Below are 12,795 nucleotides of genomic sequence, written 5' to 3'. Positions count from 1 at the left end.
CCCCAAAAACATGATGAAAATCTATTACTTTTTTTTATTTATAAGTGTAATAACTTTTGCACAAAATGCACCACAAACATATGATTTAACAAATATGAGAATGTCTAATGATTATTCTTTTGTAGAAAGAAATAATGAACTTTGGATGTTCGGAAATGTTGATGAAGAACTTTATTCACATTACGATGTTTTAAAATCTACGGATGGAGAAAATTGGACTTTAGTCGGACGTGATGTTTTAAATGCTTGGTCGAAAACAGTTTTTTTTAAAGGAAAATATTATTCTATTGGAGGTAATATTGGTGGAATGACGAATGAAATTAAAACATCAACAGATGGAATTACTTGGACAGTTGCTGCTGTTCCGCCTTTCCCAGCTAGAAGAAGACATCAAGTACTAGTTCACAACAAAAAATTATTTGTAATTGCTGGAGCTGGACATAACGATGTTTGGTATACAGAAAATGGTTCTACTTGGATTCAAGCAACAAATGCATTATCAACAGATTTTCCGCACTTTTGGGATCAAAAAGTGGTTTCTTTAAATGGAAAATTAATTTTATTTGGTGGACATAAAACAGATTGGGCTTTTATCGATAATGAAAGAGGTGTATATGTTTCTGAAAATGATGGAGCAAATTGGACAAGAAATGAGTTCCCTTTTGAAGCAAATTTAGATAGAGTTAGTTCGTCTTTCATTTATGATAATAAACTTTGGCTAGTTGTAAAAATTCATCCATATGCAGGAACAGATGGAAATCATTTAATTAAAGAAGAAGATAGATTATTTTCAACAACTGACGGAGTAAATTGGGTAAAAGAAGCAAACCCTTTAAATCCAGTTGTAGTGAATGACGGTGTTTTAACAAATGTTACAACATTTAATAATGAGATAATTTCTTATACAAAAAATACTGTAATTTCTAAAGTATCTTTTGATAAACCACCTTTTCAAGTTCCTTCAATTAATGGACAATTTATTCGTCAATCAGCAACGAATTCTGCGACAATTGTTCCTTTTGATGTAAAAAATTTAGATGGTTCGGATGGAGTTTTCGATTATGACTTTGAAGTGGAAAATCCAAGAATTATTTCTTGTGCTGGCTTTTCTGTAGAAAATGGAGAATTACATATAAATCCTTCAGGAGTCGTTGGTGAAACAAAAGTAATTGTTCATATTTCTAACGGATTTGAATCCTATAAAGAGCAATTTCAATTGTTTATTTTTCCAGATGCTGAGGTATTTATTCGTCCAAAAGAAAATGTTTTGTTAGCACAAGGAGAAAGTTTAAATACAACTTTACTTTTTAGAGAAGAATTGGCTGGATTTGGAACAAATACGTATACATTAACTTCTTCAAATGAAACATTTATTCCTTCTTCTGATATTAATGTTACGCCTTTAAGTATTTTAGAATATTTCAATATTAGTAATGTGGATGGAAATACGTTGGGAGAATCGAAAATTACAATTCAAGCTTCTGATGGAACAAATTCTTTTACAAGAGAATTTTGGTTAAAAGTTGGGGAAGATGAAGCGCCAATTTCTAATGGAACTTTAGCGGATTATGATTGGGATTCAACAATGGAATTTGATTACACATTGCCTAATTCTGCTTTTACAGATCCTGAAGGTGTTGGTTTAACTTATTCGTCGGATAATATTCCTTGTGGATTAATTTTGGATGAAAATACAGGAATGATTAGTGGACATACTTTTGAAACAATTCCTTTTGATATTAATATTATTGCGACAGATAGATATGGAAAAACGACAAATCATACATTACATGTTGTTGATACGATAAATGCTTTGGATGTTGAAGAAACGAATCTAACAAATGCAATTATAAAAATGTATCCAAATCCTTCAAATGATTTTGTAACAATTGAAACTAATTCAAACCAACAAACAAATGTATTTATTTATAATTCTATCGGACAATTAATGTTGCAAAAAAGTTTTTCTAAAGAAAAAGAAACGATTCCACATGGTTTAAAAACAGGAATTTATTATTTACAAGTAATTAATGAAAATAAAAACGTAACTAAAACGTTATTAATTAAATAACGAATTATTTTTCCCTCAAATATTACATAATAATAGAGTTCATTTTTTAAGTGAGCTCTATTTTTTTGTTTAAGATTAAAATAAAAAAAGAAATTTAAAAGGTAGGGTATAAGTAGAATTAAATGTTTTATCTATAAATAAAAATTAGAATCTTATTTCATTTAAATTCTAATTATCAAAAAAAGTCGTCAATTTTCCCAATATATTTTTTAGACTGAAACGAAGAGCTCACAATTTTGTGAGCTCTCTTTATTTTAATTTCTTACAAAAAGCCATTTTACAGAATGATATAATCCTGCACCAACATAACCTAGAATTCCTAGTTTTTCTTTTTGTCTATATTGAATTCGAATTGTTGAATATGTACTTAAATAATTAATATTTTCAATTTTTGATTTCAACAATTCAATTTTTTCATTTAATCGCTCAATTTCTTTTTCAATTGCTAGAATATCTTGTACAGAAACAGCTTTATCTAATAATTTTAAATATTTCGCTTTTGCTGCTTCCGCATTTTCTAAGCGTGTTTGCGCATCGTAATAACTTTCCGAAACATCTTTTCCCTCAATATTTTTATATCGAACTTTTCCTAAAGTTTCTAGTTCATCTAAAGTTTCAATTAATAAATTTTCTGGAACTCGACATTTTGTTTCATTTAAAGAAGATTCGATGATGAATCCTTTCTTTGATTTAATGATATTTTCAATTCGAACTGCGGCAGAATCAAATTCTTTTATAGATAAATTGATATAAGCATTGTAAATAATCTTTCGTTTATTCTCTAAAACATTTTGTTCTGTTGAAATGTTTCGTTTTGTATGAGTGACCGGAGTTTTCATACTTGCACACGAAACCAAAAGTGTAACTAAAAGCAATAAAATACTTATCTTTTTCATATGATTAATAATTTGAAATTTAGTTTTTGGATTAAATATTTACGTAAAATGATTTAAGTTTTAGATTTAAAAAATCAAAATTATTCTAACCTAACCATTCTTTGAATTTTTTTACTTTTTCTCGACTTACAATTATCTCTTCTTCATCATAATTTTCCAAAACCAATTTTAAACGGCTATTTGTGTACGAAACAATATCTTTTATAGAATTAATATTTACAAAAAACTTGCGATTTACTCGGAAAAAAACATCTTCTTCCAATTGATTTTCCAATTGTTCTAAAGGAATATCTAAAAGATAATTTCGCTTTTCATTTGTGAAAATATAAGTCGATTTGTTTTCAGAATAAAAACATTCAATATCTGAAACTTGGATTACTTTTAAATGTTGCCCGACTTTTACTGTAAAACGTTTTTTATAATTTTTCTCAAAAGGATTGCTCAAAAGTTGTTGAATTTGCGATAAATCAATTTGTGGATTTGCTGCTTGTTGATTGTTTTTCTTAAATTTTTCAATAGCAACTTCCAATTCATCATCATCAATTGGTTTTAATAAATAATCAATACTATTTAATTTGAAAGCTTTTAAAGCATATTCATCATATGCAGTTGTGAAAATAATGGAACTTGTAATTTCTACTTGCTCAAAAATCTCAAAAGATAAACCATCTGAAAGTTGAATATCTAAGAAAATCAAGTCAGGATGTTTATTTTCTTTAAACCAAGCAACCGATTCTTTTACAGAATGTAACATCGTATTTGTGTGTAAACCAAAATCTTCTAATAATCTTTTTAACCTTCTAGCCGCAGGCTTTTCGTCTTCAATGATAATAATGTCCATTTGAAATAAGTCTGAATTTTTGTGGAAAGTTAGCTTTTTTTGTTGAATTTTGACTTTAAGAATTAAACAAAAGAAAATGATGACAGAAAAAGAAATTGTTTGGAAAGATTTTACAAAAGTTGAAATGCGTGTTGCAACTATTTTAAAAGTAGAAATTTTTAAAGAAGCTCGAAATCCAGCTTATAAAATAGAATTGGATTTTGGGGAATTTGGAATTAAAAAAACTTCTGCGCAAATTACAAAATTATACCAACCAGAAGATTTGTTAGGAAAACAAGTGGTTGCTGTGGTAAATTTTCCACCAAAACAAATTGCAAATATTATGAGTGAATGTTTACTTTTGGGAGCTGTTGGCGATGAAAAAGAAGTGACAATTATTTCTCCTGAAAGAAAAATTAAAAATGGATTGCGAATTGCTTAGAAAGATGAAAGTGAATTTAATATGGAAGAGAACAATAAAAATTTTATTTGAATTAAGCAATGCAAGCAATACTATTTATAGGAATACAAGCTACAGGAAAATCGACTTTTTATAAGCAGAATTTTTTTAATTCTCATGTACGAATAAGTTTGGATTTATTGAATACGAAAAATAAGCAACAAAAGTTTCTAGAAACCTGTTTTGAAACGAATACGCAATTTGTTGTAGATAATACAAATGTTGAAAAAGAGAGAAGAAAATATTTTATTGATTTAGCAAAAGAGAATAAATATAAAGTGATTGGATATTATTTTAAATCTAATATTCAAGAGGCTTTAGAAAGAAATTTATTAAGAAAAGGAAAAGAGAAAATCCCGAACGTTGGTTTGTTTTCGACAAGAAAAAACCTAGAAATGCCAAACTACGAAGAAGGTTTTGATACACTTTATTTTGTAGAAATAGTGAAGGATGAATTTATAATAACAGAATGGAAAAATGAAATTTGACGATTTAGATAAAAAATTAAGAATATACGAAACAGCTAATGATTTTAATGTTCCGCTAGGATTTTATATCGTAGCTAGAATTGATGGAAGAGGATTTACAAAACTGACAAAGAAAATACATGATTTTGAAAAACCATTTGATCCGAAATTTCGAGATATGATGGTAGAAACTACAAAACATTTGATGAATTGTGGTTTTAAAATTAATTACGCATATACACAAAGTGATGAGATTTCTTTACTTTTTGATTTAAATGAAGGCTTATTTGGTAGAAAAACTAGAAAATGGAATTCTATTTTGGCAGGAGAAGCGAGTGCAAAATTTTCTCTTTTACTGGGAGATTTTGCGGCTTTTGATTGTAGACTTTCAATCTTGCCAAATAAAGAAGAAGTGATTGATTATTTCCGTTGGAGACATCAAGATTCGCAAAGAAATTCTATAAAAGCACATTGTTATTGGTTTTTGAGAAAAAAAGGTTTTTCGGCAAGAGAAGCTTCTGGTAAAATTTTAGGAACTTCAACTTCTTTTAAAAATGAATTTTTGTTTGAAAATGGAATTAACTATAATAATCTTCCAAATTGGCAAAAAAGAGGAATCGGTTTTTATATAGAGAAAGTGAAAAAAGAAGGATTTAATCCATTAAAAAAAGAGAAAACTTTTGCAGAAAGAAATGAAATTATCATGAATTCTGAATTACCAATAAAAGACGAATACACCAATTTATTAAGAGAAATTATATTATAAAAACACTTAAAAAGATTACCAATCTACCAATCAATTAAAATGAAGCTGTTTAGAAATAAACTCCATTTGTTTTTACTTCCATTATTTTTATTATTTCTAGTTTTAGGAATTTTACATATGGAGGATTAAATTTTAAATAGATGAATTTTAAATAACAACAAAAAAACGGAATTAAATAATGTAAATATTTAGTAAGAATTTGAAAATCATCCGTTAAATTGAATTAAATATTTGTTCAATTGATAAAAAAACAAAATATAGTTCTTTAGTTGGAAAATAAATAGTACTTTTGGCTTGAAAATACTATTAAAACAAAAATTACCAGTTATGGATTTTTCTCAATTTTCAGGTTTTTTAGCTTTTCTAACAGTATTAACTACAGGTTTCTGGTTAATGATTTTCTTATTAACATTTGCAATCCCTTACTGGGTGATTGGAAACATCATGGAAATCCGTAAATACAAAAAGCTAGAAAAAGCAGCTAAGAAATAAAAGATATTTTCTAAAAGTATAAAATCTCATTATGTTGTCATGGCATGATGGGATTTTTTTGTTTTAAAACTTAATAAAAATGCTATATGAATGCTTTAATGAAAGAGTTTCAAAATAAAATTTATGATAAAAATGAATACAAGATTTCTAATTTTAAATTTGAAGAAGAAGGAAAAGAATATGAAGCTTGCCAATTTCATTTAAATCAATTTTTTGTGCTTTGTAGAAATTCTAAAATTACACCCAAGAAAACAGGTCAATTTGTAACTTTTTGGAAAAGAAATAAAGAAGGAATTACAGAACCTTTTCACGAAAATGATGATATTGATTTTTATATAATTAATGTGAAAAAAGATTCACATTTAGGACAATTTATTTTTCCGAAAGCTATTTTAATTGAAAAAGGAATTTTAAAAACAATAAAAAAAGATGGAAAAAGAGGTTTTAGAGTCTATCCAAGTTGGGATATTGTAACAAATAAACAAGCTGAAAAAACACAAAAATGGCAATTAGAATATTTTTATGAAATCACAGAGGAAGAAGGATTTAAAAGTCTTTTGAAATAAAAAATAGATTATTTTTTATACTTATTTTAAAAATAATTCTGCTGACTGAGCGAAGCCGAAGTCAAAATTAAAATTAAAAACTATATTAAATTAACTGCCGAAAGCAAGTCAAATTATTTTCCTAAAAAACACAAAAATCGTATCTTCGTTCTTTCTAAAACTACAAGAAAAAGAATGAATACATACTCAGCAAAAACATCTATTGGTTACTTAAAAGGGGTAGGAGCGGCGAAAGCGGAATTATTGAATAAAGAGCTTCGTATTTTTACTTTTGGTGATTTATTAAACTTTTTTCCAAATCGATATATTGATAGAACAAAGTTTTTTAAAGTAAGCGAATTACAACCAAATACTGCTGAAATTCAACTTGTAGGAAAGATTATTCGTGTTCAAGAAATCAAACAAAAAAGAGGAAGTCGTCTTGTTGCAACATTTCAAGATGAAACAGGGATTTTAGAATTGGTTTGGTTTCGTGGAATGAAATGGTTGAAAGATAGTATCAAATTGAATGTTCCATATGTGATTTTTGGTCGTATTAATTTCTTCAAAGGAAATTTTAGCATGCCACATCCAGAAATGGAATTAAAATCAGATCATGAGAATAAAATTGGTACAGCTATGCAAGCGATTTATCCATCAACTGAAAAGCTTTCAGCTCGCGGAATTTCTAATAAAGTAATTTCGAAATGGATTCATCAATTACTTTCAGAAATTGGAAAAAATATTAATGAATCTCTCTCAGAAGAAGTCATTAAAAACAATAATCTTTTAGAAAAAAAACTAGCATATCTTAATGTTCATTTTCCGCAGAATTATGAACTTCTTACTAAAGCGCAATTTCGACTGAAATTTGAAGAATTATTCTTTATTCAAATGCAATTATTACTGAAAAAAAGTACTAGAAAAGCAAAAATTAAAGGTTATTCTTTTGAAAATATTGGAGATAATTTTCTTGGGTTTTATAATAATCATCTTCCTTTTGAATTGACTGGAGCTCAAAAAAGAGTATTAAAAGAAATTCGAAAAGACATGTCGAACCCTACGCAAATGAATCGACTTCTTCAAGGAGATGTAGGTTCTGGAAAAACGATTGTTGGATTGTTGACAATGTTGATTGCTTTGGATAATGATTTTCAAGCTTCTTTGATTGCACCAACGGAAATCTTAGCTACACAGCATTTTAATTCCATTCAAGAATTATTAAAAGAAATGAATATTAAAGTTCGTTTGCTTACAGGTTCTACAAAAACAAAAGATAGAAGGATTATTCATGCAGAAATCGAATCTGGAGAAACTCATATTTTAATCGGAACACATGCAGTTTTAGAAGATAAAGTGAAATTTAACAATCTTGGTTTAGCGATTATCGACGAACAACATCGTTTTGGTGTAGAACAACGATCAAAAATGTGGTTGAAAAATGAACTTCCTCCTCATGTTTTGGTAATGACTGCAACACCAATTCCTCGAACACTTGCCATGAGTGTTTATGGCGATTTGGATGTTTCTGTAATTGATGAATTGCCTCCGGGACGAAAAGCGATTGTAACTGCACATCGCTATGATAGCAATCGTTTGAGTGTGTTTAAATTTATGCGAGAAGAGATTGAAAAAGGGCGACAAGTTTACGTGGTATATCCATTGATTGAGGAATCAGAAAAGATGACTTATAAAGACTTAATGGATGGTTATGAAAGTATTGTACGCGAATTTCCTTTACCAAAATATAATGTGAGTATTGTTCATGGAAAAATGAAACCACAAGATAAAGACTATGAAATGCAACAATTTTCGGAAGGAAAAACACAAATAATGGTTGCAACAACTGTAATTGAAGTTGGTGTAAATGTGCCAAATGCAAGTGTGATGGTAATTGAAAGTGCAGAACGTTTTGGACTTTCGCAATTGCACCAATTGCGCGGGCGTGTTGGGCGAGGAGCAGAGCAGAGTTATTGTGTTTTAATGACAGGAAATAAACTTTCTAGTGATGGAAAAGTACGTATGGAAACGATGGTAAAAACCAATGATGGATTTGAAATTGCAGAAGTAGATTTAAAACTACGTGGGCCAGGTGATTTGATGGGGAAACAACAAAGCGGTGTATTAAACCTAAAAATTGCTGATATTGTAAAAGATAATCAAATATTGATGCTTGCTCGTGAAACCGCAAAAGAAGTTTTACAAGATGATTATAATCTATCAAAAGATAAAAATAAAATTCTTGTAAAAACACTTTCAGAAATTATGAAGAAAAAAACGCTTTGGGCGAATATTAGTTAGAGAAGAAAAATTTCCTTCTCTAATTTTTTTAATCAATTATTATGCACCTTTTAGCAATAATATCTGCTTCTAATTTTTTATATTTATTTTCTACTATTTTTCCATTAGAATATTTTACTTTGATTCTATCGTTTCTACCATATTTTTTCGATTTTACAATAGGTTGTTGTGAAATTGAAGAATGTTTGATTTGATTCATTTGTTCATATATCGATTTTAGACCTTCTTCATCAATAAAGGATGTAGTGTTTTTTTTAGAATTATTAATCAATAAAATTCCTTTGTTGGCATATTCTATAGCTTTTCTTCTTTTTTTAAGTGAGAAGTATAGGCTTGAACACCAGTAGTATATAATGACAAATTCAAATTCTAAATCAGAGTTTTTAGATACTAAGAATTTTTCTTCAATTAAAGAACATAAATCAATTGCTTCAATAATTTTATATTTATCAGATAGTTTTTTTATTGCTACCATAAATAAATAAATATCATTTTCATCTAAACTTTTTTCTTCTTTGAAAATATTTTTATATTCATCAAAATATTTAAAAAAATCATAATCTTTTTCAGTATGTAAAAATGATAAATTTTTATATATACTAAATAAATATTCCCTATCTATTTCGTTTTCTGTTTCGAGTAAATTTTCTAATAATTTTAAATGATTAGTAGTTTCTGATTTAGATAAAATGTTAAAAACAATTTCAATTTTTGTGAATTTATTTTTAAATAAATTTTGAATAGAATATTCTAATAAATCATTAAAATAGCTTTTATTATCTTCATTAATTAGTAAATCAAGAAATTTATATAGATTTTTTTCATTGAAGCTATATGGGAATTCTTCTTTTTGATTAAATTTTATTTCATTTTTAATAATTTTGTTTGATATATCAATGACTTGAATGTTGTTATTATTTATAGTTTCAAAAAGATAAGATAAAAATAATGAATCAGATAGATTAGAGTATTTTAAAGCTTTTTCTAAATTTGAATTAGATTTATCTTTTTGATCTAATGATGAATATATTGTCGAAATGTAGTAGTATCCAAGAGTCTTTATTTGACTCTTATCAGAATCTTTTATATTATCAGAACTTTCATCTATTGAATTAAGTAAATCTTTATATAATTCTATAGCATATTTAGGCTTTTCTATTGAAATAATACTTGCATAATTTAAAATAGCTGTTCTATATGCAAAATCATTTGATTTACTTTGTATAACTTTTTTGAGTATTTCAATTCCTTCATCTACTTTATTGTTATTAATTTTACAAATACCTAGAAGACATTTAGAGTTGTTTTTGTAAGGGTCTAATAAAAATGATTTTGAGAAATATTTTATAGCTTCTTTATATTTTTCAATTTTATAATAAGAAAAACCTAGATTATAATTACAGATTTCAATTTCATTTTTAGAAGGATTAGCATTATCTAAGAAATCTGATAGGATTTTAATTGCTTCATCAAAATCTAAAGAATCAACTTTATCTAAGCCATAATTCAAACTATTTTGATTTTGTTTATCAATTGAATCAATCCACTCTTTAGAAATAGATTTTTTAATTATTAAATTTTTAATTTTCGAATCTTCATCAAAATCAGAAGTAATTACACCATATAAATAAAGCTTTTTCTTTATTTCATCACTTAATTCATTCTGTCTATTTTGATGAATTTTTAAGATAGCATCTCTTACAGCTTTATTTGATCGAATTAATTCTCTAATATGATCAATAGGTGGAATATCATAGGAAATAAGGTATTTTTTGGTAATTATCTGTTCTAAATTTTCAATTGAAATTTTATTATTATCTATAATATAAGATTCGACTTCAGAGCAAATATCAAATGTTAATCTTGGATTACCATTAGTCCAATTAAAAATTTCATTAATCAATTCATTTGTTAAATCTAGTCCACTTTTATTTATGAAATTTTTAAATTCATCAAAATTAAAATCATTCAAATAAATTTTTTCACCAATATTAAAAGGAGATTTGTTTCTATCTTTTATTAATTCAGTAGGTTCAATAACTCCAGATAAAATATAAGTTAATCTTTCAAATTCTGAAAAATTTGTTCTTGAGAAATAATTACTTCTTATTTGTGCAAATATTTTATCAGAATATTCAGCCGATCTAAGTGCATCAATTTCATCTAGAATAATTACTACATCTCCTTTGAAACAATTTAAAATTTTTCTAAGAGATCTTGAATATTCTTTATGAGGAGGTAAATTAATATCTCTAATTTTATAAATTTCTTGTTCTATATCTTCAAATAATTCTTCATTAGGTTCAATTATAGAATCAATAATATTCCTGTAACAATCTATTTCTTTTTCAAAAACATTAGATAAATCTACATAAACAAATAAACGATTTTCATTTTCTAAAGTACGTTTTGCATTAAAAAGTAAATTTGTTTTACCCATTTGTCTAGCAACTAAAACATAACCTGGACGTTGCATATCATTTACAATTTGTTCTAATTGTTCATCAGCACCTCTTTTTACATATAAATGTTCAGGTATAGTTGTATATTTTTTAAGGACTTTTTCTTTAATCATACTATTTCATTTAATGTTTTTTGAATTGCTATACTAATACTTTCTTTTTTGTTATCGTTTTGTAGAAGAATGTTTTTGAAAATATTTTTTAATATTCTAGGAGAATTTTTACAAGCTGAAATTATTTCTTTTTTTGAATCATCTAAATTTAATTGTAAATGTTTTGAAATTAAAATATATAAATCTTCAATATTATCTTCCCAAGGATTGCAGCATATATATTGAAAAAAACTACTAGCTTTAGATTTATTTAGAATTAGTTTTAGTGGATCGATAATAGTAGAAACTATAAATGTTAATTCATCATCTTCAGATTGATTGTTATAGTAATTGACTAAGTTAAATAAATCATTTGCAATTTTTCTGTATATCTCTTCATTAGAAATAGATAACTCATCTATTGCAATTATAATTTTTGAACTATTTAAATTACATAATAAATTTGAAATTTGTTTAATTACATTTTTTTGATTGTAATTTCTTTCAAGATTAAATTCGTCTTCTATAGCACTCAAAATCTCATTTAATACAATATCTGAATCATAAATATCTACAGGGCTTAAATCACAATAACAATATTTTATATTTGAGTTTAATAAATTTCGATGAATCATCGCAGTTTTACCAACTCCAGATTTACCAAAAATCCATAAATTATTAAGATTTAAAGCATTCTTAAAAATATTGTCGATATTTCTTTCGACATAATATTCTTTATTTCTTGGAGAATAATTATTAAATAAAACAGCTTTGGGGTTTATATCATTTTGTTCTATATAATTCCTTTTTTCATTTTTTTTACTCTGAGATTCGTTATATTTAATTATAATGGTTGAATTTTGAATATTATTTAATATGTTATTATTATTCCCATTAGTGGTAATATAATTTTCTTCTTCCATATTTATTTATTATTCAAGGTAATTGTACTTCCATTTATGTCTGAAAATACATTATTATTATTCCCATTTACGTTTAAAGTATTGGTTTTAGTAATATATTGATTTGCCCATTGAGGATCTTTTTCTTTTAGTATTTTTTCAAATGCATCTGTTTGCTCTTTAATTTCTTCAAAATTTATTTCATCATCAATTATAGCATCATTTATAAGATTTTTTAGATTTTGTTGCATTTCTAAACTATCAGGATCATTTTCAAAATTTTCAAGTTTTGTTTGTTCACTTTTCTTAGTAAATTTATTTTTAATCCAATTCCAACAAGTTTGAGAGATGTTTTTAACATCTTCATTTCCAGTAATGTTTTTGATGTAATTTACTGTGTTTTGTAAAGATTCTATAATATTATTTAATTCTTCCATTATGATAAAATTTAGATTTTAATAATTGAAAACTGTTAGAAATAAAACTTTATAGCTTAAGAATCAAATATAAATTTTTTATGT

General features: G+C 26.2%; 12 protein-coding genes. 7 read left to right on the top strand and 5 right to left on the bottom strand.

Annotation, left to right across the window (positions count from 1 at the left end):
* The first annotated feature begins 10 nt into the window (after positions 1 to 10).
* Positions 11 to 2,071, top strand: coding sequence for a T9SS type A sorting domain-containing protein (locus tag I1A51_RS11925; protein ID WP_196894188.1), 2,061 nt, complete (start codon positions 11 to 13; stop codon positions 2,069 to 2,071).
* A gap of 254 nt (positions 2,072 to 2,325) precedes the next feature.
* Here I1A51_RS11925 and I1A51_RS11920 read toward each other — a convergent pair whose 3' ends face one another.
* Entirely contained in the window at positions 2,326 to 2,967 is a 642-nt protein-coding gene (locus I1A51_RS11920) for a DUF4349 domain-containing protein (protein WP_196894187.1), read from the bottom strand.
* Between the two features lie 85 nt (positions 2,968 to 3,052).
* Positions 3,053 to 3,808 (bottom strand): LytR/AlgR family response regulator transcription factor, encoded by a 756-nt coding sequence (locus I1A51_RS11915; protein WP_196894185.1) that lies wholly within the window; start codon positions 3,806 to 3,808, stop codon positions 3,053 to 3,055.
* A gap of 76 nt (positions 3,809 to 3,884) precedes the next feature.
* Here I1A51_RS11915 and I1A51_RS11910 point away from each other — a divergent pair, with 76 nt between their 5' ends.
* From I1A51_RS11910 to recG, 6 genes are all read left to right on the top strand, one after another.
* Positions 3,885 to 4,229 (top strand): tRNA-binding protein, encoded by a 345-nt coding sequence (locus I1A51_RS11910; RefSeq protein WP_196894183.1) that lies wholly within the window; start codon positions 3,885 to 3,887, stop codon positions 4,227 to 4,229.
* Positions 4,230 to 4,288: 59 nt separating this feature from the next.
* Positions 4,289 to 4,735 carry an AAA family ATPase gene (locus I1A51_RS11905; protein ID WP_196894181.1) on the top strand — a complete coding sequence of 149 codons (447 nt, stop codon included), beginning with the start codon at positions 4,289 to 4,291 and terminating at the stop codon, positions 4,733 to 4,735.
* Positions 4,725 to 5,480 carry a tRNA(His) guanylyltransferase Thg1 family protein gene (locus I1A51_RS11900; RefSeq protein ID WP_196894179.1) on the top strand — a complete coding sequence of 252 codons (756 nt, stop codon included), beginning with the start codon at positions 4,725 to 4,727 and terminating at the stop codon, positions 5,478 to 5,480. Before I1A51_RS11905 ends, I1A51_RS11900 begins: the two co-directional genes overlap by 11 nt.
* Positions 5,481 to 5,807: 327 nt before the next feature.
* Positions 5,808 to 5,972, top strand: a complete 165-nt coding sequence (locus I1A51_RS11895; RefSeq protein WP_196894177.1) for a hypothetical protein — start codon at positions 5,808 to 5,810, stop codon at positions 5,970 to 5,972.
* A gap of 86 nt (positions 5,973 to 6,058) precedes the next feature.
* Entirely contained in the window at positions 6,059 to 6,538 is a 480-nt protein-coding gene (locus I1A51_RS11890) for a MepB family protein (protein ID WP_196894175.1), read from the top strand.
* Positions 6,539 to 6,583: 45 nt separating this feature from the next.
* Positions 6,584 to 8,818, top strand: coding sequence for an ATP-dependent DNA helicase RecG (recG, locus tag I1A51_RS11885; RefSeq protein WP_262895828.1), 2,235 nt, complete (start codon positions 6,584 to 6,586; stop codon positions 8,816 to 8,818).
* Between the two features lie 28 nt (positions 8,819 to 8,846).
* Here the strand turns inward: recG and I1A51_RS11880 are convergent, their stop codons facing one another.
* Genes I1A51_RS11880 through I1A51_RS11870 form a run of 3 tightly spaced genes read right to left on the bottom strand, consistent with a single transcriptional unit; the run spans position 8,847 to position 12,711 of the window.
* The gene (locus I1A51_RS11880; RefSeq protein ID WP_196894173.1) at positions 8,847 to 11,393 is read right to left on the bottom strand and encodes an AAA-like domain-containing protein; all 2,547 of its coding nucleotides are present in this window, start codon (positions 11,391 to 11,393) and stop codon (positions 8,847 to 8,849) included.
* Positions 11,390 to 12,295 (bottom strand): hypothetical protein, encoded by a 906-nt coding sequence (locus I1A51_RS11875; protein ID WP_196894171.1) that lies wholly within the window; start codon positions 12,293 to 12,295, stop codon positions 11,390 to 11,392. Before I1A51_RS11875 ends, I1A51_RS11880 begins: the two co-directional genes overlap by 4 nt.
* 2 nt (positions 12,296 to 12,297) lie before the next feature.
* On the bottom strand, positions 12,298 to 12,711 hold the full coding sequence (locus I1A51_RS11870) for a hypothetical protein (protein ID WP_196894169.1): 414 nt from the start codon (positions 12,709 to 12,711) through the stop codon (positions 12,298 to 12,300).
* Positions 12,712 to 12,795: the final 84 nt, after the last annotated feature.

Source organism: Aureivirga marina, assembly GCF_015767265.1.
Classification (GTDB): Bacteria; Bacteroidota; Bacteroidia; order Flavobacteriales; family Flavobacteriaceae; genus Aureivirga; species Aureivirga marina.
Note: the sequence above shows the minus strand (reverse complement) of the source record. Positions and strands in the feature narration are given on the sequence as shown.

Excerpts from the sequence above, each read along its gene's own strand:
- I1A51_RS11925 (WP_196894188.1), top strand. The coding sequence starts at position 11 with ATGATGAAAATCTATTACTTTTTTTTATTTATAAGTGTAATAACTTTT.
- I1A51_RS11920 (WP_196894187.1), bottom strand. The coding sequence starts at position 2,967 with ATGAAAAAGATAAGTATTTTATTGCTTTTAGTTACACTTTTGGTTTCG.
- I1A51_RS11915 (WP_196894185.1), bottom strand. The coding sequence starts at position 3,808 with ATGGACATTATTATCATTGAAGACGAAAAGCCTGCGGCTAGAAGGTTA.
- I1A51_RS11910 (WP_196894183.1), top strand. The coding sequence starts at position 3,885 with ATGATGACAGAAAAAGAAATTGTTTGGAAAGATTTTACAAAAGTTGAA.
- I1A51_RS11905 (WP_196894181.1), top strand. The coding sequence starts at position 4,289 with ATGCAAGCAATACTATTTATAGGAATACAAGCTACAGGAAAATCGACT.
- I1A51_RS11900 (WP_196894179.1), top strand. The coding sequence starts at position 4,725 with ATGAAATTTGACGATTTAGATAAAAAATTAAGAATATACGAAACAGCT.
- I1A51_RS11895 (WP_196894177.1), top strand. The coding sequence starts at position 5,808 with ATGGATTTTTCTCAATTTTCAGGTTTTTTAGCTTTTCTAACAGTATTA.
- I1A51_RS11890 (WP_196894175.1), top strand. The coding sequence starts at position 6,059 with ATGAATGCTTTAATGAAAGAGTTTCAAAATAAAATTTATGATAAAAAT.
- I1A51_RS11880 (WP_196894173.1), bottom strand. The coding sequence starts at position 11,393 with ATGATTAAAGAAAAAGTCCTTAAAAAATATACAACTATACCTGAACAT.
- I1A51_RS11875 (WP_196894171.1), bottom strand. The coding sequence starts at position 12,295 with ATGGAAGAAGAAAATTATATTACCACTAATGGGAATAATAATAACATA.
- I1A51_RS11870 (WP_196894169.1), bottom strand. The coding sequence starts at position 12,711 with ATGGAAGAATTAAATAATATTATAGAATCTTTACAAAACACAGTAAAT.